We start from the raw sequence: 20,672 nt of genomic DNA on the forward strand, positions 1-20,672 counted from the left end.
CCCCCTCTTGCCGGGGTTACGATCAGCTCCAAATCCCTTGAGACAGAGGCGGTTCCATGGCCGAGCCACCGACCTACCTGATCACCGGCGCGGGCGGCGGGGTCGCGGGCGTCAGCCCGCAGGTGGTGACCAGGCTGCTCGGTCGGGGCGAGGCGGTTCGCGCCATGGTGCACCACGACGACGATCGCGCCGACGCGCTGCGCGCCCAGGGCGCCGAGGTGATCGCCGGGGACCTGACGAACCCGGTCGACGTCTTCGCGGCGGTGTCGGGCATCACCCGGATGTTCTTCAACATGAGCGTCTCGCCGGATTACCTGCAGGCCACCACGGTGGTGTGCGTGGCGGCGGAGGAACTCGGCGGCCTGGAAGTGTTGGTCAACATGTCGCAGATGACGGTCTCCCAGATGACCGCCACCAGTACGGAAGAATCCAAGCAGCAACGGCTGCATTGGCTCGCCGAGCGCGTGATCAACTGGTCGGGCGTCCCGGCGGTGCACGTCCGGCCGACCGTCCTGCTCGAGAACCCGCTCTTCGGCATGTTGGCCGCCCGCTCGATCCGCGAAACCGGCCAAGTGTCGCTGCCCTTCGGAAGCGGGCGCACCTCGCCCGTCGCATCCAGTGACGTCGCCGACGTCATCGCTGTGGTGCTGGAGGCACCACGGGACCATCTCGGTGCGGTCTACGAATTGACCGGCCCCGCAACGCTTTCCGTCGATGAGCTCGCCGAGCAGTACTCGCAGGCCCTGGGCCGGCCGGTCACCGCCGTGCGGCCTTCCCTTGACGAGTGGCTACCCGAGCTGGGCGGGCTGGGATTGCCGCCGCACGTGGAGCAACACATCGCCACCATGGCGCGGCTGCACGGCGAGGACCGCTACAACCGGTCAACCGATGATGTCGAGCGCATCATCGGCCGTCCGGCGGAGTCGGTGCGGCAGTACGTCGAACGGAACCGCGAACTTTTCGGGTGATCACTCCCCGTCTATAGACAGGTCGGCTTCCGACTCTTTTCGCTTCTGCCGGGCCAGTTTCCGATCGTCGGCCGCCGCCTGGCGATGGCGGGACGCGGACCTGCGGTGCGCCTCCGGGTGAGACGCGCCCTGTGCGACGGTCGCGTCCTGCACCTGTGCGACGCGCTCGTGCTGGCGTGCGGAATCCTCGAAGCTGCGGGCCGCCGATAGCCCTGCGAGCGCGGCCCGTTCGCGAGCCTCTGCCGCCCGGCTTTCCGCGCGGTCCACGTCTTCGGCCGTGATGGCTTGCTCTCGCGGCTCGTGAGCCATGGCGCCTTCCTTACTGCGGTTCAACGCGGTTACCCGCGGAACGCACAACGAAACACGTGCGGGCGGAGGGCTCGAACCCTTTTCACACCACACCGACGGCTACAACGGCGGTGACGACGCTCGAAACCGGGGAGCCTTGGTTGAAGCATGACTGAAGATGCAACGCCGTATAAGGAGCCCAAGGGGATATGGCCGTGCTGTTGCTGACTTTGAAGATCGCGCTGCTCGCCTTCATCGTTGGAGGCGCCGTCGCCCTGATAACCCGGGGAATTCGGCGCTCACGCGCCAACAGATTAGACCCCCGGTGGAAGGGGCCACGCGGCCAACCTGGTTACGAATCGCAGGCTTTCGGCGCCATGCCGAATACACCGCTTCCCGACTGGGCCTACGGGGACGACGAGCGCGACGGCGACGAGGGGCGATAGGTCGGCGCGGGATGCTCAACGAAACATGCATCGCCACCAAAACCGGCGAACTTCAAACCCCCAGCCGACAACTAAGGGTGTTCACTATGTCGCGAGACATCTGTCCTCGATGTCTCGCGACATCACAACGTGCGGGCGGAGGGACTCGAACCCTCAAGCTCTCACGAGCAATGGCACCTAAAACCATCGCGTATGCCAATTCCGCCACGCCCGCGGCGTGCCGATCGTACCGCGCGTCTCGACGAATTCGTCGGGCCCAAATCGTGAGCGGTACGGTCAAGTGGTGTCCACTACCCGCCGTCGCAGGCCCGCGCTGATCGCTTTGGTGATCGTCGCGGCGTGCGGCTGCCTGGCCCTGGGCTGGTGGCAGTGGACGAGGTTTCAGTCGGTCTCGGGCACGTTTCAGAACCTGGGCTACGCGCTGCAGTGGCCGCTGTTCGCCTGGTTCTGCGTCTACGCATACCGCAAATTCGTGCGCTACGAGGACGAGCCTCCGCAACCGCACAAAAGCGACGAGATGACCGAGATCCCCGCCGGGTTGCTGCCGGAGCGGCCCAAGCCGGCGTCGCCGCCGCCCGATGATCCCGCGCTGCGGGCGTACAACGCCTACCTGGCCGAGCTCGCCCAGAAGGATGCCGAGAAGGAGAACAGGACCACCACATGAGCACCCCAGAGACGCCCGCGCCCGCCTTCCCCGTCGAGAAGATCCGCACGGCGTTGCTCGCCTATCGGGTGATGGCGTGGACGACGGGTCTCTGGCTCATCGCGCTGTGCTACGAGATCGTCTCGCACCTGGCGTTCCACCACGAGATCCGCTGGATCGAAGTGGTGCACGGCTGGGTCTATTTCGCATATGTGTTGGCGGCGTTCAACCTCGCGATCAAGGTGCGCTGGCCGATCGGCAAGACCATCGGCGTGCTTCTGTCCGGCACCATCCCGCTGCTCGGCATCATCGTCGAGCACTTCCAGACCAAGGCCGTCAAAGCGCGCTTCGGGCTTTAGACGATCGAGCGTGCGGCTGGGCGCACGCTCGAGGCCGAACGTGCGGCTAGCTTCACGTTCGCGGCACCAAGTCGCGCAGCGACGGCACCAGCAGCGCGAGCGCCCGACCGCGGTGCGACACCGCGTCCTTCTCGGCCGGGCTCAACTCCGCCGCGGTGCGGTCACTGGCGTCGGGAAGGAATACCGGGTCATAGCCGAACCCGCCGTCGCCGCGCGCCTCCCGCACGATGCTGCCGGGCCACTCGCCCCGGACGACGACCTCCCCGGACGAGGAGACCAGCGCGCAGGCGGACACGAACGCCGCACCGCGCCGCTCATCGGGAACGTCACGCAACTGCGCGAGCAGCAGCGCGGTGTTGGCCGAGTCGTCGCCGTGCTTGCCTGACCAGCGCGCCGACAGCACGCCGGGCATCCCGTTCAGAGCGGCGACCTCCAAGCCCGAGTCGTCGGCCACGCACGCCAGGCCCGTCGCGACGAACCCGTCGCGCGCCTTGGCCAGCGCGTTGTCCTCGAACGTCGCACCGGTTTCGGGGGCCTCGTCGAACGGCTCCACGTCGTCCAGCGAAACCAACGTCAACCGCGACAGACCCGCGCCGTCGAGCACGCGGCGCAGTTCCGCCAGCTTCTTGGGGTTGCGGCTGGCAACCAGCAGTCGGGTCAGCTGCCGAACGCCTTCGACGGCGTCGGCCCCTCGGGCAGCACACCCGGGTACGGCAGCGCCAGGGCCTCAGTCTGGGCGGCGAACAACTTGTCGCACGCGGCCAGCGCCACGTCGAGCAGCTTGTCGAGCGTCGAGCGCGGGAACGTCGCGCCCTCGCCGGTCCCCTGGACCTCGACCAGGGTCCCGGTGTCGGTGGCGACGACGTTCATGTCGACCTCGGCGCGGGAGTCCTCCTCGTAGGGCAGGTCGACCCGAATCCGGCCGTCCACGACGCCGACGCTGACTGCCGCGATGGCACACGACAGCGGGCGCGGGTCCGACAGCTTGCCCGCCGCCGACAGGTAGGTCACCGCGTCGGCCAGGGCGACGTAGGCGCCGGTGATCGCCGCGGTGCGAGTGCCGCCGTCGGCCTGCAGCACGTCGCAGTCGACGGCAATCGTGTTCTCCCCCAACGCCCGCAGGTCGATGCACGCCCGCAGCGACCGGCCGATCAGCCGGCTGATCTCCTGGGTGCGTCCGCTCGGCCGGCCCTTCACCGATTCGCGGTCGGAGCGCGTGTGGGTGGCCGACGGCAGCATCGCGTACTCGGCGGTCAGCCAACCCAGGCCCGATCCCTTGCGCCAGCGCGGCACCCCCTCGGTCACGCTGGCGGTGCACATGACCTTGGTGTGGCCGAATTCGATCAGTACCGAACCCGCCGGGTGGTCGGTGAATCCGCGGGTGATGACGACGGGGCGAAGCTCGTCGTCGAGGCGGCCGTCTTCTCGTTTGGACACCCAGTAACACTAGCCAACGCCCGGTGGTCAGACCCTTTCGGAGCGGCGGACATCGAACGTCTCGCCGCAGACCACCGCGTGCACGGGACCGTCGAACTCGGCCTTGGCCTCGGTGATCACGTCCTCCCGCGAAGTCCACGGCGGGATGTGCGTCAGCAGCAGCTCGTGCACGCCGGCCTGACGGGCGACCCGGCCGGCCTCCGTGCCGCTCATGTGCAGCGCGGGCGGGCGATCCGGCGCGTGCGTCCACGACGCCTCGCACAGGAAGACGTCGGCGCCGCGGGCAAGCTCGACCAGCTGGTCGCAGAGGCCGGTGTCGCCGCTGTAGACGAACGACGCACCGCTGGCGTCGGTGATCCGCAAGCCGTACGACTCGGTGGGGTGTGCCACCACGCGGGGCGTGACCGTGACCGCGCCGAACGCCACCGGCTCACCGTCGACCCAGTGACGAACGTCGAAAATGTCGGAGCAGTCGTCGATCTCGCCGCCGTAGGGCGACGACGCGGCGCCCAGCCGGGACCAGGTGTCGCCGGGGCCGTACAGCAGCGCCTTGCCGAGCGGCTTCGACGGGTGGTACCGACGCCACACGAACAGGCCCGGCACGTCCAGGCAGTGATCGGCGTGCAGGTGCGACAACAGCACGTGGACCGAACCGGGATCGGCGTAGCGCTGGAGCGCGCCCAAAACACCGCCGCCGAAGTCGAGAACCAGCGGCGGGGTATCCGGTGCCCGAAGCAGATAACCCGATGCAGGCGAATCCGGACCGGTCACGCTGCCCGAGCAGCCGAGCACGGTTATTCGCACGGACACTACTGTGCCATGCCCGATGGGGCGATGGAGAAAACATGGCCGCTTTGGTGTGATCAGAATCTCCCCGCGCGCTAGCGCGAGCGGGTTTGATGCACGGGTTGGACCCCGGTCACCGCGGGACCCAGAAACCGCGCGGCCAGTTTGGTGAAGGCCTCCGGGTCGCCGGTGGCCTCGAAGACCCTCGAAGACGGGGCGGCGTCGGGATCGTCGGGGTGCGGGCGCAGCAGGTCTTCTTCGGTGAGCACCCGCAGCACCTCCTTAGCGGTCTCCTCGGCGCTGGAGACCAGCGTGACGTTCTCCCCCATCGCCAGCTGGATCAGCCCGGACAGCAGCGGGTAGTGCGTGCACCCGAGCACGAGGGTGTCGACCTGCGCGCGCTGCAGCGGCTCCAGGTAGCCCTCGGCCAGCCCCAGCACCTGACGCCCGCTGGTCACGCCGCGCTCGACGAAGTCGACGAACCGCGGGCAGGCTACCGCGGTGATCTCGGTGTCCCGTGCGGCGGCGAACGCGTCCTGGTAGGCGTGCGAGTTGATGGTCGCCCGGGTGCCGATCACGCCGATGCGCCCGTTTCGGGTAGTGGCGACTGCGCGGCGCACGGCCGGCAGGATCACCTCGACGACAGGGACGTCGTAGCGCTCGCGGGCGTCGCGCAAGCAGGCCGCCGACGCAGTGTTGCAGGCGATCACCAGCGCCTTGACGCCGCGGTCGACCAGGTCGTCACCGATGGCCAGCGCGTGCGCGCGGACCTCGGGAATGGAGAGCGGACCGTAGGGGCCGTTGGCGGTGTCGCCGACGTAGATCATGTCCTCGTCGGGCAGCTGGTCGATGATCGCCCGCGCGACGGTCAGTCCCCCGACGCCGGAGTCGAAGACCCCGACGGGCGCCAATGGTGAACTCATGTCTTGGGCCGCCGCGCGCCGGCTTTCTTTTCGCGGGCCTTGCGCTCCGGGGCGGACAGCAGATACGCCGCGACGACGCCGGCGACCGCGCCGCTCAGGTGGCCCTGCCAGGACACCCCACCGCATTGGTGGAGCACCGGCATCGCGCCCAGCAGCACGCTGCCGTAGACGAACAACACCACCAGCCCGATGACGATGTCGGTGAACCTGCGCACGAATATCCCGAAGACCAGCAAAAACGTCAGCCAGCCGAAGATGAGGCCGCTGGCCCCGATGTGGTCCGTCGGGCCGCACGCGCTCCCCACGTTGCCGATCAGCCAGGTGCCGAAGCCGCCCACAACCCAGACGATCACCGTGGCCCACACGAAGCGGGACAACCCCGCCAGCGTCATCAGGAAGCCGAGCACCAACAGCGGCACCGTGTTGGCCATCAGGTGCTGCCAGTTGGCGTGCAGCGCCGGCGCGAAGATGATGCCCCACAGGCCGTCCGTCGTCAGCGGCCTGATGCCGTTGGAATCCAGCCGGCCGCCCATCAGCTGGTCGATCAGCTCTACCAGATACAGCAGGGCGACGAACGTGAGGATCGTGGCCCCGCCGACCACCCACTGGGGTCGTTTTTTCGACGTGGTTGCTGGCGCCCGCGGATGTCCGGGACTCATCAGCGCCGCTCCTTCTCATCGCTGCGCTCTGCATCGTCGCGGCGCGGACTCATGCCCATAGCTGCCCTTCTAGAGCCTTCTCGGCATCGTCCAGGCTACCGGCATAGGCCCCGGTGGACAGATACTTCCAGCCGGCGTCAGCGACCACGAAGGCGATGTCGGCGCGCTTACCGGCCATGACGGCCTTCTTGCCTCAGGCGAACGCCCCGGGCAACACGTCGCGGTAGGTCGGGATTCCGGCGACCGATTCGGCGGCGAACACTCCGGCCAGCACCGCGCGGGCCAGGCAGTCGGCCGCGGCCACACCGACCTCGGTGACCAGCCCCGTCTCGGGCGAAAAAGCGGCGGGCGCCGGCTTCGCACCGACGGCCGGGGCCACCTCGACAGCCCCCGTGGCCAGCGCGAACACCGTGTCGCCGTCCACGGGGGTGTGCGCCGGGCGGATGGTCCGGGCGAGGCCGTCCTGGGCGGCGACCGCCACGCGCCGGCACCCGGCCGGGCTCAGCGCGGCGTCGGTCGCGACCACCGCGATGGTGGTATTCAGCGAGTGCTCGGGCTGCAACGGCGACGGCAACCGCGCGAACGCGTCGATCTGCTCGGCCGGCGGCGACGCCAGCGCGAATTCCCGGATCAGGTCCGCCATCCACGGCAGGCCGGTCGCCCGGTCCGCGACGTCGCCCGCGGAGTTCACCACGACGACGGCGCCGACGGTCACCCCGGACGGCAAGGTCGCCGACGCCGACCCGACGCCGCCCTTGAGCACCCCGGCCCGTGCCCCGACCCCGGCGCCGACGGTCCCGACGGCTATCTCACCGGACCCGGCGGCCGCGCAGGCCGCGTAGCCGAAATCGGCGGTCGGCCGGCAGTCCCAGCCGCCGACCGGCAGGTCGAAGATCACCGCTCCCGGCACGATGGGCACGACGCCGCCGTCCATGGCCACGCCGCGCTCGTTCTCCTCCAGCCAGCGCATGACCCCGTCGGCGGCCGCCAGGCCATAGGCGCTGCCGCCGGCGAGCAACACCGCGTCGACGAACCGCACGGTGTTCGCCGGATCCAGCAGATCGGTCTCCCGGGTGCCCGGCGCACCGCCGCGGCAATCGACGCCGCAGACCGTGCCGGGCGGGGTCAGCACGACCGTCACGCCGCAGGCCCAACCGCCGCCCAGCGACGCGTCGGGGTCGAGTCGCTGGTAGTGGCCGACGCGGATGCCCGCGACGTCGGTGATGCAGTTCATCCGGCCGTCATCCACATCATCGGGACCCCATCAACGCCAGCACCAGATACTCCTGCAGGACGGTCAGCCACTGGTAAACGTCGAAGTGCACAGCCAGCGGATTGTCGGCCGGCAGGCGCTCCGGGCCCTCCGGCCCGATCTCGAGCATGACGCCCAACGTCAGCCGGATGTCGTTGACCGCCGCGATCCAGGCGTTCGCGTCGTCCTCGGTCAGCTCGAAGCGGCCGCCGTTGTCCGGGACGGTGTCCAGGAGCCGTTGCGCCGCAGCGCGTTTGGCCGCGATGATCTCCGGCTCGTGCAGGCTGCGCAGCGCGGCGTTGAGGGCGTCGGGCGTTTCACCCGCCGCCTTGTCCGGTTCATCCGGATTGTGGAAATCCGGCAGCAGCCGCCGCAGCGTCGGGTCCTGTGGCGGATCGGCGTGCCCGGTCTTGATGCCGGTGATCTCCTCGAGTTCGTCTGTGGGCGAGGAAGATTCGCGCTCCTCGAGCAGGCCGATCATCGCGCTCACGAGGTTATTGAGCAGGGCAGCCTCGTGGGAGGCCAAGGCGGACCGAAAACGGGGACCGCCGGCGGTCTCGACGCGCTTCCATTTGCGCACAAGGAGTCCCGGACTACCTCAACCTCACCGGTCCTGCTGCAACGTCGCCCATAAACCCGCGGCGTGCAGCTTGGACACGTCGACTTCCATGGATTCCCGGCTGCCCGCCGACACCACCGCCTTGCCCTCGTTGTGCACCTGCAGCATCAGCTTGGTGGCGTGCGGCTCGCTGTAGCCGAACAACTTCTGGAAGACGTACGTCACATAGGTCATCAGGTTGACCGGGTCGTCCCACACGATGGTGACCCACGGGCTGGCCGTGACGTCCACCGGAGCCGACTCGCGTTGTCCGGTAGTGCCCGGTTTCGTGGGCGCTGACGCAACAACCATGGCCCCTACGATACCGAGACACACGCCCGTCGCCGCCAGCCGTTACCGTTGCGGAATGAACGAGCCGGTCCTAGCTGGGCTACTGACCGACAAGTACGAGTTGACCATGCTGGCGGCGGCGCTGCGCGACGGCACGGCCCAGCGCCGGACCACGTTCGAACTGTTCGCCCGGCGGCTGCCCGACGGGCGCCGCTACGGCGTGGTCGCCGGGACCGGCCGGCTCCTGGAAACGTTGCCGCAGTTCAGGTTCGACGACGACGCCTGCGAATTGCTGGCCGGATTCCTCGACCCGAACACGGTGGCTTACCTGCGCGATTTCCGGTTCGGCGGCGATATCGACGGCTACGCCGAAGGCGAGCTGTACTTCCCCGGATCGCCGGTGCTGTCGGTGCACGGCAACTTCGCCGAATGCGTGGTTCTCGAGACGTTGGCGCTGTCGATCTTCAACCACGACACGGCGATCGCCTCCGCGGCGGCCCGCATGGTCAGCGCCGCCGGGGATCGCCCGCTGGTCGAGATGGGGTCGCGTCGCACGCACGAACAGGCGGCGGTCGCCGCGGCCCGCGCCGCCTATATCGCCGGCTTCGCCGCGTCCTCCAACCTCGAGGCCCAGCGCCGATACGGCATTCCCGCGGAGGGCACCTCCGCGCACGCGTTCACCATGCTGCACACGCACCGCGACGGCCCGGACGAGGTCGCGGCGTTTCGCGCCCAGGTCGACGCGCTGGGCGCCGGCACCACGCTGCTGGTGGACACCTACGACGTGACGACCGGCGTGGCCAACGCGGTGGCGGCCGCCGGCACCGGGCTCGGCGCGGTGCGCATCGACTCCGGCGAGCTCGGGGTGCTCGCCCGTCAGGTGCGCGAGCAGCTCGACGGCCTGGGAGCCACCCAAACCCGCATCGTGGTGTCGGGCGATCTCGACGAGTTCAGCATCGCCGCGCTGCGCGCCGAGCCCGTCGACAGCTACGGCGTCGGCACGTCGCTGGTCACCGGCTCGGGCGCGCCGACCGCGAGCATGGTCTACAAGCTGGTCGAGGTGGACGGCATGCCCGTGCAAAAGCGAAGCAGCCACAAGGAATCCCACGGCGGCCGCAAGGAGGCGCTGCGCCTTGCGCGCCCGACCGGGACGATCACCGAGGAGGTGGTCTATCCGGCGGGCCGCCCACCGGAGACCACCGAGCCGTGCCGGGCGGTGACGACGCCGCTCGTCCGCGGCGGCGAGGCGGTGTTCGACGCGGACCTGGCGGCCGCGCGGGAGCTGGTGGCTTCGGGGCTGCGCAGCCTGCCGTGGGAGGGGCTGAACCTGTCGCACGGCGAGCCCGCGATCCCGACGACGCAGATCCGGGCCTGAGAGCGAGGCAATGACCACGTCCGACGTCTCCGTGTCCGGGTTGCTCGCCGTCGCCGTCGCCGCGCTCGGCGGCAGCGAGCGCAGCGGCCAGGTGGAGATGGCCGGCGCTGTCGAGCGGGCCTTCGAGACCGGTGAGCACCTCGTCGTGCAGGCGGGCACCGGCACCGGCAAGTCGCTGGCCTACCTGGTTCCCGCGATCGTCCGCGCGGTCACCGACGAGGCGCCGGTCGTCGTGTCGACGGCAACGATCGCGCTGCAGCGTCAGCTCGTCGACCGCGACCTGCCCCGGCTGGCGGACTCGCTCGCCGACGCCCTGCCGCGCCGGCCCCGCTTCGCACTGCTGAAGGGCCGGCGAAACTACTTGTGCCTGAACAAGATCCACAACGGGGCCGCGGCCGGCGACTCGGACGACGAGCGACCGCAGGACGAACTTTTCGATCCCGTGGCCGTCAGCGCGCTGGGACGCGACGTGCAACGGCTCACCGCCTGGGCGTCGACGACCGACTCGGGCGACCGCGACGACCTGAAGCCCGGCGTTCCGGACCGATCCTGGTCGCAGGTCAGCGTCTCGGCCCGGGAATGCCTGGGCGTGGCGCGCTGCCCGTTCGGCGCCGAGTGCTTCTCCGAGCGGGCGCGTGGCCTGGCCGGCGCCGCGGATATCGTCGTCACCAACCACGCGCTGCTGGCCATCGACGCCGTCGCGGAATCGGCGGTGCTGCCCGAGCACGCGCTGCTGGTGGTCGACGAGGCGCACGAGCTCGTCGACCGGGTGACGTCGGTTGCCACCGCCGAACTGACGTCGGCCGCGCTCGGTGTCGCCGCGCGCCGGATCACCCGGCTGGTGGATCCCGAACTCGTGCAACGGCTGGAGGCGACGACCGCCAGTTTCGCCGCGGCCATCCACGACGGCACGCCGGGGCGCATCGACCGCCTCGACGACGAGATGGCGACCTATTTGACCGCGCTGCGCGACGTGGCCACCGCGGCGCGGTTGGCGATCGACACCACCAGCGACGCCAAGGCGGCTTCGGCGCGCGCCGAAGCCGTTGCGGCGCTGAGCGAGATCTCCGACACCGCGTCGCGGATCCTCACGTCGTTCACCCCGCCGATCCCGGATCGGACCGACGTGGTCTGGCTCGACCACGAGGACAACCGGGGTTCGGTGCGACCCGTGTTGCGGGTGGCGCCGCTGTCGGTCGCCGGCTTGCTGCGCAACGAGATCTTCTCGCGTTCGACGACGGTGTTGACGTCGGCGACGCTGGCGATCGGCGGGTCCTTCGACGCCATGGCCGCGGCGTGGGGCCTGGCCGGGACGGACTCCGAGGAGCCCGCGGCCTGGCGCGGCCTCGACGTGGGGTCACCGTTTCAGCACGCCAAGGCCGGAATCCTGTACGTGGCCGCCCATCTGCCGCCGCCCGGCCGCGCCGGCACCGGCTCGGCGGAGCAGCTGACCGAGATCGCCGAGCTGATCACCGCCGCGGGCGGGCGCACGCTGGGGCTGTTCTCGTCGATGCGGGCCGCCCGGTCCGCCGCCGAGGCCATGCGCGGGCGGCTGTCGACGCCGGTGTTGTGCCAGGGCGACGACAGCACCTCGGCGCTGGTCGAACAGTTCAGCGCCGACGAGGAGACCTCGCTGTTCGGCACGCTGTCGCTGTGGCAGGGCGTCGACGTGCCGGGGCCGTCGCTGTCGCTGGTGCTGATCGACCGCATCCCGTTCCCGCGGCCCGACGACCCGCTGCTGGGCGCGCGGCAGCGCGCGGTGGCCGCGCGCGGCGGCAACGGCTTCATGGCCGTCGCCGCCAACCATGCCGCGCTGCTGCTGGCCCAGGGGTCGGGCCGGCTGCTGCGCCGCGTCACCGACCGCGGCGTCGTCGCGATCCTCGACTCCCGGATGGTGACCGCCGGCTACGGCGGCTACCTGCGCGCGTCGCTGCCGCCGTTTTGGGCGACCACCGATGGCGCGCGGGTCCGCGCCGCGCTGGAGCGGCTGCGCGCACCTGCGGCTAGCGCGCCAGGGTGACGAGACCGAGCTCGTTGCTGGCGGCCAGCATGGGGTTGTTGGGCAGCACCCGCACGGTGTATCCGACCGCTCCGGCCAGCGGCAGCGGCGTGGTCGTCGAGAAGACCTGGTTGCCGCCCTCGGCGGTGCCCGTGTAGGACATCTCGACGGTGACCGGGTCCAACAGCGCGTCGCCGGTGTCGACCCTGCCCACCAGCGCCTGAACCGTGACCTCGTCGGGCGCCAGCCCGTCCAGCTGCACGGTCGCCGTCAGCGTCAGTTTGGAGCCGAGCACCGGGCTGTCCGGCAAGCCGGTGCTGTCGACGTCGGTGATGGTGATCTTGGGCCACGCCTCCTCGGCGCGCCGGCGATAGACGGCGAGCTCGCGGGCCGCGTCGAACTCGGCGCCGCCGTCTTCGGCCGCCGTGGTTTTGCGCAGCGATTCCGCCGCCGGCGTGTAGTACTTCTCGACGTAGTCGCGAACCATGCGGGACGCCAGCACCTTCGGGCCGAGGGTCTGCAGGGTGTGGCGCACCATCTCGATCCACCGCGGCGGGACCCCGTGTTCGTCGCGCTCGTAGAACTTCGGCGCCACCGACTGCTCCAGCAGGTTGTACAGCGCGGTGGATTCCAGGTCGTCGCGACGGGATTCGTCGGCCACGCCGTCGGCAGTCGGTATCTCCCAACCGTTTTCGCCGTCGTACCACTCGTCCCACCAGCCGTCGCGGATGGACAGGTTCAGTCCACCGTTGAGCGCGCTCTTCATTCCCGAGGTGCCGCAGGCCTCCAGGGGGCGCAACGGGTTGTTCAGCCAGACGTCGCAGCCCCAATACAGCAGCCGGGCCATCGACATGTCGTAGTCGGGCAAGAACGCGATGCGGTGCCGCACCTCCGGTCGGTCGGCGAAGCGCACCACCTGCTGGATCAGCGCCTTGCCGCCGTCGTCGGCCGGGTGCGATTTGCCGGCGACGATCAGCTGGATCGGTCTTTCCTTGTCGAGCAGCAGTTGTTCCAGCCGATCCGGATCGCGCAGCATCAGCGTCAGCCGCTTGTAGGTCGGCACCCGCCGGGCAAACCCGATGGTGAGCACGTCGGGATCGAAAGCCTTTGCTATCCAACCCAATTCGGCATCCGGGGCGCCGCGCTCCTGCCATGAGCGGCGCAACCGCCTCCGCACATCCTCGACCAGCAGCGATCGCAGTTGCGATCGGATCCACCACAGGTGACCGGCGTCGACCTCCTGCAGCCGCAGCCACACCCCGGGATCGCCGAACGAGTCCGAGCCGGCCAGCTCGCGGCCGAGCTGCAGCCATTGCGGCGCCGCCCAGGTGCGCGCGTGAACGCCGTTGGTGATCGAGCCGATCGGCACCTCGCCGGGATCGAATCCCGGCCACAGCTCGTTGAACATCGCCCGGCTGACCCGGCCGTGCAACAACGAGACACCGTTGGCCCGTTGCGCCAGCCGCAGCCCCATGTGGGCCATGTTGAACTTGGTGGGATCGTCCTCGGCGCCGAGCTCGATGATCCGGTCAGTCGGCACGCCCGGCAGCAAGGTGGGCGCTCCCTTGGTTTTTGTCGCCCCGTCGGGACCGTCGTCCAGCCCGTCGTCGAAATAAAGCCGGACCATGTCAACCGGGAACCGATCGATACCGGCGGGCACCGGGGTATGGGTGGTGAACACGGTGGCCGACCGCACGACGGTCAGCGCGGTGTCGAAGTCCAAACCCGAATCGGTGATCAGCTCGCGGATGCGTTCGGCCCCGAGGAACCCCGCATGCCCCTCGTTCATGTGCCAGACCTCGGGCGCGGGCAGGCCCTCGATGGCGGTGAATGCGCGGATGGCCCGCACCCCGCCGATGCCGGCCAGGATCTCTTGGCGCATGCGATGTTCCTGGTCGCCGCCGTACAGGCGATCGGTGACGCTGCGCAGCTCGTGCTCGTTCTCGGGGACGTCGGAATCCAACAACAGCAGCGGGACGCGTCCCACCTGCGCCACCCAGACCCGCGCCCGCAGCTGCGCCGAGTCGGGAAGCGTCAGTTCCACCAGCACGGGTTCGCGCGCGGCGTCGGTGAGCAGTCGCAACGGCAGCCCCTGCGGGTCCAGCGCCGGGTAGGTCTCATGCTGCCAGCCGTCCGCTGTCAGCGACTGCCGAAAGTAGCCGGAGCGGTAGTAGAGGCCCACCGCGATCAACGGGACGCCGAGATCGGACGCGGACTTCAGGTGGTCCCCGGCGAGGATTCCCAGTCCGCCCGAATAGTTGGGCAGCACCTCGGCCACCCCGAACTCCATCGAGAAGTAGGCGATGGCGGCCGGCATCGCGGCACCGGCGTGCTGCCGCTGCTGATACCAGAGCGGACGGCTCAGGTAATCGTTCAGGTCGGCCGAGAGCGCGTCGAGGCGGCCCACGAATTCTTCGTCGAGCGCCAGATCGTCCAGTCGCGCCGGGCTCACCGCACCAAGCAGCGCCACCGGATCGCAGCCACACCGCGCCCACAGCTCCGGGTCGATCGCCGCGAACAGGTCTTGCGTCGGCTTGTCCCACGACCACCGCAGGTTGGTCGAAAGCTGATCCAGCGCGGCGAGACGATCGGGCAAATGAGCACGGACGGTAAAGCGGCGAAGGGCTTTCACACATCATTACCTTACTGAGGATTTCGACGCTCGCAGGTCCAGCGAGCGCCCGTTCGCCTTCAGCGGTGTGTGATCGCCCACTAGGGTGGGTATCGGTTAGTTGTGGGGCCGCAACGATGCGGTCCGTCCGATGAAGTCCCCACGGCAGGAAGTTTCTGAGAGGCGAGACATTCCGCGGCGAAGCACAGTGCGCGGTCTCGCCACACAATCGAAACGGAGTGGTTGTGCCCGGTCGTGTCGAGATCGACAACGTCCAGCCCGTCGTCTCCTGCGGCGCGTACCCCGCCAAGGCGGTGGTCGGTGAGATGGTCCCCGTCAGCGCCGCGGTCTGGAGGGAAGGCCACGAGGCGGTCGCGGCGACGCTGGTCGTGCGCTACCTCGGCCCGCGCTATCCGCAGGTACCCGAAACGCGCCGCATCAAGGCCGTCCAGGCCCCCGAACGGACCGAGCCGGTGCTCGACGGCAAGGCCGCCGAGCAACGGATCAAGCCCCTGCTGCTTCCGATGACGGAGGGCCAGGAGCCGTACGTTTTCCATGGCGTGTTCACCCCCGACCGCGTCGGACTGTGGACGTTCCGCGTCGACGGGTGGGGTGACCCCATCCACTCGTGGCGGCACGGGCTGGTCGCCAAGCTCGACGCCGGGCAGGGCGCGAACGAGTTGTCCAACGATCTCCTGGTGGGGGCCGCGCTGTTCGAGCGTGCCGCGACCGGTGTGCCGCGGGCGCGGCGCGACCCGTTGCTGGCGGCGGCCAAGGCGCTGCGGGCGCCCGGGGACGCGGTCACCCGCACCGCGCTGGCGCTGGCCCCCGAAATCGAAGAACTCCTGGCGGAGTATCCGTTGCGAGACCTCGTCACCCGCGGCGAGCAGTTCGGGGTGTGGGTGGACCGGCCACTGGCCCGCTTCGGCGCGTGGTACGAGATGTTCCCGCGCTCGACGGGCGGGTGGGACAAGAACGGCAAGCCCGTGCACGGCACCTTCGCCACGGCGGCCGCCCAGCTCCCGCGGATCGCGGACATGGGCTTCGACGTCGTCTACCTCCCGCCGATCCATCCGATCGGGAAGGTACATCGCAAGGGCCGCAACAACTCCCCGACCGCCGCGCCCGGCGACGTGGGATCCCCGTGGGCGATCGGCAGCGACGAGGGCGGCCACGACGCGATACACCCGGACCTGGGCACCATCGACGACTTCGACGACTTCGTCTCCGCCGCACGCGATCTGGGCCTGGAGGTGGCGCTGGACCTGGCGCTGCAATGCGCGCCCGATCATCCGTGGGCCCGCGAACACCGACAGTGGTTCACCGAGCTGCCCGATGGGACCATCGCCTACGCGGAGAACCCACCGAAGAAGTACCAGGACATCTATCCGATCAACTTCGACAACGACCCGGCGGGTCTCTACGACGAGGTGCTGCGGGTGGTCCGGCACTGGATTGACCACGGCATCAAGTTCTTTCGGGTCGACAATCCGCACACCAAGCCGCCCGACTTCTGGGCCTGGCTGATCGGTCAGGTCAAAGACGCCGACCCCGACGTCCTGTTCCTCTCGGAGGCCTTCACACCGCCGGCCCGGCAATACGGCCTGGCCAAACTGGGGTTCACCCAGTCCTACAGCTACTTCACCTGGCGCACGGCCAAATGGGAGCTCACCGAGTTCGGCAACGACATCGCCGCCCTCGCCGACTTTCGCCGGCCGAACCTGTTCGTCAACACCCCCGACATCCTGCACGCGGTGCTGCAGCACAACGGACCCGGGATGTTCGCCATCCGCGCGGTCCTGGCGGCGACCATGGGTCCCGCCTGGGGCGTGTACTCCGGTTACGAGCTGTTCGAACACCGCGCGGTGCGCGAGGGCAGCGAGGAGTACCTGGACTCCGAGAAGTACGAATTGCGCCCCCGCGACTTCGCGGCCGCGCTGGCCGAAGGGCGATCACTCGAGCCGTTCATCAAACGGCTCAACATGATTCGCCGCCTGCACCCGGCGCTGCAGCAGCTGCGCACCATCCATTTCCATGGCGTGGACAACGACGCAATGCTTGCCTACAGCAAGTTCGACCCGGCCACCGGTGACTGCGTGCTGGTGGTGGTGACGCTCAACGCGTTCGGACCCGAGGAAGCGACGTTGTGGTTGGACATGGCGGCATTGGGTATGGAGCCTTATGAGCGCTTTTGGGTGCGTGACGAGATCAGCGGTCAGGAATTTCAATGGGGGCAATCCAATTACATCCGCCTCGATCCCGGGCAGTCGGTCGCACACATCATCAACATGCCGCTCATACCGTACGAATCGCGAATCACGCTGCTGCGTAGGAGGTGACGGGCTGTGAGCCGAACCGACGAACTGGCCGGACTGGATCTGGCGCCCGACCCGGCCGACCTGGCGCGCCTGGTGGCCGGCGCGCATTACAACCCACACGGCATCCTCGGTGCCCACGAGTACGGCGACCACACGGTCATCCGTGCGTTTCGCCCGCACGCGCGGGAAGTCGTCGCGCTCGTCGGCGAGGATCGGTTCCCGCTGCAGCACGTCGAAGCCGGCCTGTTCGCGGTGGCCCTGCCGTTCGTCGACCTCATCGACTACCGGCTCGAGGTCACCTACGAGGGTTCCGACCCGTACGTCGTCGCCGACGCCTACCGCTTCCTGCCCACCCTGGGCGAGGTCGACCTTCATTTGTTCAACGAGGGCCGCCACGAGCGGCTGTGGGAAGTCCTTGGCGCCCATCCCCGCTCGTTCACCACGGCCGACGGTGTCGTGACCGGGGTCTCGTTCGCCGTGTGGGCGCCCAACGCCAAGGGCGTCAACTTGATCGGGGAGTTCAATGGCTGGACCGGCAACGACGCGCCGATGCGGGTGCTCGGCTCCTCCGGGGTGTGGGAGTTGTTCTGGCCCGGCTTTCCGGTAGAGGGCCTGTACAAGTTCCGGGTGCACGGCGCCGACGGCGTGGTGACCGAGCGGGCCGACCCCATGGCCTTCGCCACCGAAGTGCCGCCGCACACCGCGTCCCGCGTCACGCGCAGCTCCTACACGTGGGAGGACGCCGACTGGATGGCGCGGCGCGCGGAGCGCAATCCGGTGTTCGAGCCGATGAGCACCTACGAGGTGCATCTCGGCTCGTGGCGTCCCGGCCTGAGCTACCGCCAGCTCGCCCGTGAGCTGACGGATTACGTACTGGAGCACGGGTTCACCCATGTAGAGCTGCTGCCGGTCGCCGAACACCCATTTGCGGGGTCCTGGGGATACCAGGTCACGTCGTACTACGCGCCGACATCGCGGTTCGGCACGCCCGACGATTTCCGCGCGCTGGTCGACGCCCTGCACCGGGCCGGCATCGGCGTCATCGTGGACTGGGTGCCGGCGCACTTCCCGAAAGACGCGTGGGCGCTGGGCCGCTTCGACGGGACCCCGCTCTACGAGCACGCCGACCCTAAGCGCGGTGAGCAACTCGACTGGGGCACTTACGTCTTCGACTTCGGCCGCGCGGAGGTGCGCAACTTCCTGGTCGCCAACGCCCTGTACTGGCTCGAGGAGTTCCACGTGGACGGCCTGCGGGTGGATGCCGTCGCGTCGATGCTCTACCTGGACTACTCGCGCCCGGAGGGCGGCTGGACCCCGAACATCTACGGCGGGCGGGAGAACCTGGAGGCCGTGCAGTTCCTGCAGGAGATGAACGCCACGGCGCACAAGGCCGCACCCGGAATCGTCACCGTCGCCGAGGAGTCGACCTCGTGGCCCGGGGTCACGCGGCCGACCAACCTTGGCGGCCTTGGCTTTTCGATGAAGTGGAACATGGGCTGGATGCACGACACGCTCGACTACATCAGCCGCGACCCGATCTACCGCAGCTACCACCACCACGAGATGACGTTCTCGATGCTGTACGCGTTCAGCGAGAACTACGTGCTGCCGATCAGCCACGACGAGGTGGTCCACGGCAAGGGGACCCTGTGGGGTCGGATGCCGGGCAACAACCACGTCAAGGCGGCGGGGCTGCGCAGCCTGCTCGCCTACCAGTGGGCGCACCCGGGCAAGCAATTGTTGTTCATGGGCCAGGAATTTGCCCAGCGCGCCGAATGGTCCGAGCAGAACGGTTTGGATTGGTGGCAGCTGGACGAACAGGGTTTCTCCAACGGGGTACTGCGCTTCGTGCGCGACATCAACGAGATTTATCGGAGCCGCCCGGCCCTGTGGAGCCAGGACACCGTTCCCGAGGGCTATTCCTGGATCGACGCCAACGACTCGGCCAACAACGTGCTGAGTTTCCTGCGATATGGCAAAGACGGCTCGGTAATGGCATGCGTCTTCAATTTCGCCGGCTCGGAGCACAGTGGCTACCGCCTCGGCCTGCCCTCTGCCGGCCGCTGGCGCGAGGTGCTCAACACCGACGCGACCACGTACAACGGCTCGGGAATCGGCAACATGGGCGGCGTCGACGCCACCGACGACCCGTGGCATGGCCGCCCCGCCTCGGCGGTGATGGTGCTCCCACCCACGTCGGCGCTGTGGCTGGAACCCGAATAAAAACTGCCGCACGGCTTATACTCGAAGCATTGCGATAAGTAAAGCACCAAATAAGTCGTCGTCAATTAGTCCGATTTACTTTCGGAATTTCAATGGTTACCGATAGGATCAATTTCGCTCAATGATTTGACGATGCCCGGGTCCGGCATGTCCTCGCGGACTCGCCGTACGTGCCGGGAGGCATACATGTCATTCGTATTCGCTGTGCCAGGAATAGTTTCGGGAACGGCTTCGGATTTAGCGGATATCGGCGCCACAATCGGCGCGGCCACCTCGACCGCGGCGGCCCCGACGACCGAAATCGCGGCGGCCGCCGCGGACGAGCTGTCGGTGGGCGTCGCGGCGCTGTTTTCCGCACAGGCCAAGGAGTTTCAGGCGCTCAGTGCGCGGGCGGCGGCCTATCACGCCGAGTTCGTCGCGGCGCTGTCGGCGGGCGGGGCGGCCTACGCGGCCGCCGAGGCCGCGAACGCGTCACCGCTGCAGGCCCTGGAACAGCAGCTGCTCGGCCTGGTGAACACCCCCACCCAGCTGCTGCTGGGGCGCCCGCTGATCGGCAACGGGGCCAACGGGACGCCGGGCACCGGCGCACCCGGAGGCGCCGGCGGGATCCTGATCGGCAACGGTGGCGCCGGCGGGTCCGGCGGGGCGGGACTGCCGGGCGGCAAGGGGGGGGCCGCCGGGCTAATCGGCGTCGGCGGGGCCGGCGGCGCCGGCGGTAGCTCCCCCACCGGCAACGGCGGAGCGGGCGGCGCCGGCGGGGCCGGCGGCCTGCTGTTCGGTTCCGGGGGCCCCGGTGGAGTCGGCGGGTTTGCGCTCGCCACCGGCAATGGCGGCGCGGGCGGTGCCGGCGGGGCCGCCGGCCTGTTCGGCGCCGGCGGTCTCGGCGGTGCCGGCGGGGGTGGCCAGTTCGGCGGTGCCGGCGGAGCGGGCGGCCGCAGCGGGTTGTTGGACCCCTTCGCACCGGGTGGCGCGGGCGGCACGGGCGGGACGGGGAACGGCAGCGGCTTCCACGGCGGGACCGGCGGCACCGGCGGCGCAGGCGGCCTCTTCAACCCCGGGGGGGCCGGCGGCAACGCCGTGCTGTTGGGCGACGGCGGCAATGGCGGCAACGGTGGCCTCGGCCTGACGACGGGAGGCACGGGTGCCGGTGGCGGCGGTGGGCTGGTCTTCGGCGCCGACGGGTTCAACGCCCCCGTCAATCCCTCTCCCTGGCACACGGTGACGCAGTCGGTGCTCGGGGCGATCAACGCGCCCACCGAGCAGTTCCTGGGCCGGCCATTGATCGGCAACGGCGCCAACGCCCCCGCCGGCAGCGGGCTTAGCGGCGGTGCCGGCGGGATCTTGTTCGGCGACGGTGGCGCGGGTGGATCCGGCTCCGCGGGTGCCGTCGGTGGTGCCGGGGGGGCGGCCGGGCTGATGGGTGCCGGCGGTGCCGGGGGCGCGGGCGGCTTTGCGACCGCCGGAACCGCGGGCACCGGCGGCGCGGGCGGTGCCGG

Annotated in this window: 18 protein-coding genes, 1 tRNA gene and 1 pseudogene; 9 read left to right on the plus strand and 11 right to left on the minus strand. The window is 69.4% G+C overall.

What is annotated here, in order from left to right:
* Positions 1–56: 56 nt before the first annotated feature.
* Positions 57–968, plus strand: a complete 912-nt coding sequence (locus A9X00_RS03985; protein ID WP_067149436.1) for an NAD(P)H-binding protein — start codon at positions 57–59, stop codon at positions 966–968.
* Here A9X00_RS03985 and A9X00_RS03990 read toward each other — a convergent pair whose 3' ends face one another.
* On the minus strand, positions 969–1,277 hold the full coding sequence (locus A9X00_RS03990; RefSeq protein WP_067149438.1) for a hypothetical protein: 309 nt from the start codon (positions 1,275–1,277) through the stop codon (positions 969–971).
* 188 nt (positions 1,278–1,465) lie between these two features.
* Here A9X00_RS03990 and A9X00_RS03995 point away from each other — a divergent pair, with 188 nt between their 5' ends.
* Complete coding sequence (locus tag A9X00_RS03995) at positions 1,466–1,702, plus strand: hypothetical protein (protein WP_067149440.1); 237 nt, start codon at positions 1,466–1,468, stop codon at positions 1,700–1,702.
* A 130-nt stretch (positions 1,703–1,832) separates the two neighbouring features.
* Here the strand turns inward: A9X00_RS03995 and A9X00_RS04000 are convergent.
* Positions 1,833–1,916: transfer RNA gene (locus A9X00_RS04000), tRNA-Leu, on the minus strand.
* A 69-nt stretch (positions 1,917–1,985) separates the two neighbouring features.
* Here A9X00_RS04000 and A9X00_RS04005 point away from each other — a divergent pair.
* Positions 1,986–2,366, plus strand: a complete 381-nt coding sequence (locus A9X00_RS04005) for a hypothetical protein (RefSeq protein ID WP_067149477.1) — start codon at positions 1,986–1,988, stop codon at positions 2,364–2,366.
* On the plus strand, positions 2,363–2,704 hold the full coding sequence (locus A9X00_RS04010; protein WP_067149442.1) for a DUF3817 domain-containing protein: 342 nt from the start codon (positions 2,363–2,365) through the stop codon (positions 2,702–2,704). The genes A9X00_RS04005 and A9X00_RS04010 overlap by 4 nt, the downstream gene beginning before the upstream one ends.
* A 52-nt stretch (positions 2,705–2,756) precedes the next feature.
* Here A9X00_RS04010 and rdgB read toward each other — a convergent pair whose 3' ends face one another.
* The 8 genes and pseudogenes from rdgB to clpS form a co-directional block, all read right to left on the minus strand.
* Positions 2,757–3,365, minus strand: coding sequence for an RdgB/HAM1 family non-canonical purine NTP pyrophosphatase (gene rdgB / locus A9X00_RS04015; protein ID WP_067149444.1), 609 nt, complete (start codon positions 3,363–3,365; stop codon positions 2,757–2,759).
* The gene (rph, locus tag A9X00_RS04020; protein WP_067149446.1) at positions 3,362–4,141 is read right to left on the minus strand and encodes a ribonuclease PH; all 780 of its coding nucleotides are present in this window, start codon (positions 4,139–4,141) and stop codon (positions 3,362–3,364) included. Before rph ends, rdgB begins: the two co-directional genes overlap by 4 nt.
* A 27-nt stretch (positions 4,142–4,168) precedes the next feature.
* A complete protein-coding gene (locus A9X00_RS04025) occupies positions 4,169–4,951 on the minus strand; it encodes a cyclic nucleotide-degrading phosphodiesterase (protein ID WP_067149448.1) in 783 nt (260 codons plus the stop codon).
* Positions 4,952–5,022: 71 nt separating this feature from the next.
* A complete protein-coding gene (murI, locus tag A9X00_RS04030; protein ID WP_067149450.1) occupies positions 5,023–5,850 on the minus strand; it encodes a glutamate racemase in 828 nt (275 codons plus the stop codon).
* A complete protein-coding gene (locus A9X00_RS04035) occupies positions 5,847–6,509 on the minus strand; it encodes a rhomboid family intramembrane serine protease (RefSeq protein ID WP_067149452.1) in 663 nt (220 codons plus the stop codon). Before A9X00_RS04035 ends, murI begins: the two co-directional genes overlap by 4 nt.
* A 49-nt stretch (positions 6,510–6,558) precedes the next feature.
* A pseudogene (locus A9X00_RS04040) lies at positions 6,559–7,743 on the minus strand (P1 family peptidase).
* A 16-nt stretch (positions 7,744–7,759) separates the two neighbouring features.
* Positions 7,760–8,341 carry a DUF2017 domain-containing protein gene (locus A9X00_RS04045; RefSeq protein ID WP_067149453.1) on the minus strand — a complete coding sequence of 194 codons (582 nt, stop codon included), beginning with the start codon at positions 8,339–8,341 and terminating at the stop codon, positions 7,760–7,762.
* Between the two features lie 24 nt (positions 8,342–8,365).
* Positions 8,366–8,671 carry an ATP-dependent Clp protease adapter ClpS gene (gene clpS, locus A9X00_RS04050; protein WP_066928670.1) on the minus strand — a complete coding sequence of 102 codons (306 nt, stop codon included), beginning with the start codon at positions 8,669–8,671 and terminating at the stop codon, positions 8,366–8,368.
* Between clpS and A9X00_RS04055 the strand changes: the two genes are divergently transcribed.
* Positions 8,670–10,025 carry a nicotinate phosphoribosyltransferase gene (locus tag A9X00_RS04055; protein WP_369830709.1) on the plus strand — a complete coding sequence of 452 codons (1,356 nt, stop codon included), beginning with the start codon at positions 8,670–8,672 and terminating at the stop codon, positions 10,023–10,025. The genes clpS and A9X00_RS04055 overlap by 2 nt on opposite strands.
* 10 nt (positions 10,026–10,035) lie before the next feature.
* The gene (locus A9X00_RS04060) at positions 10,036–12,045 is read left to right on the plus strand and encodes an ATP-dependent DNA helicase (protein WP_067149457.1); all 2,010 of its coding nucleotides are present in this window, start codon (positions 10,036–10,038) and stop codon (positions 12,043–12,045) included.
* On the opposite strand, the gene glgP is transcribed toward A9X00_RS04060, so the two are convergent.
* The gene (gene glgP / locus A9X00_RS04065; RefSeq protein ID WP_067149459.1) at positions 12,029–14,656 is read right to left on the minus strand and encodes an alpha-glucan family phosphorylase; all 2,628 of its coding nucleotides are present in this window, start codon (positions 14,654–14,656) and stop codon (positions 12,029–12,031) included. The two genes, A9X00_RS04060 and glgP, sit on opposite strands and share 17 nt — an antisense overlap.
* Before the next feature lie 224 nt (positions 14,657–14,880).
* Here glgP and A9X00_RS04070 point away from each other — a divergent pair, with 224 nt between their 5' ends.
* The 3 genes from A9X00_RS04070 to A9X00_RS31120 form a co-directional block, all read left to right on the plus strand.
* Complete coding sequence (locus A9X00_RS04070) at positions 14,881–16,974, plus strand: alpha-1,4-glucan--maltose-1-phosphate maltosyltransferase (protein ID WP_232006664.1); 2,094 nt, start codon at positions 14,881–14,883, stop codon at positions 16,972–16,974.
* 6 nt (positions 16,975–16,980) lie between these two features.
* On the plus strand, positions 16,981–19,176 hold the full coding sequence (glgB, locus tag A9X00_RS04075) for a 1,4-alpha-glucan branching protein GlgB (protein ID WP_067149463.1): 2,196 nt from the start codon (positions 16,981–16,983) through the stop codon (positions 19,174–19,176).
* Positions 19,177–19,362: 186 nt separating this feature from the next.
* On the plus strand, positions 19,363–20,672 hold a 1,310-nt coding region (locus A9X00_RS31120), incomplete at its 3' end, for a PE family protein (RefSeq protein ID WP_197515048.1).

It is taken from the genome of Mycobacterium sp. 1245805.9, from assembly GCF_001672915.1.
In the GTDB taxonomy this organism is placed as follows: domain Bacteria; phylum Actinomycetota; class Actinomycetes; order Mycobacteriales; family Mycobacteriaceae; genus Mycobacterium.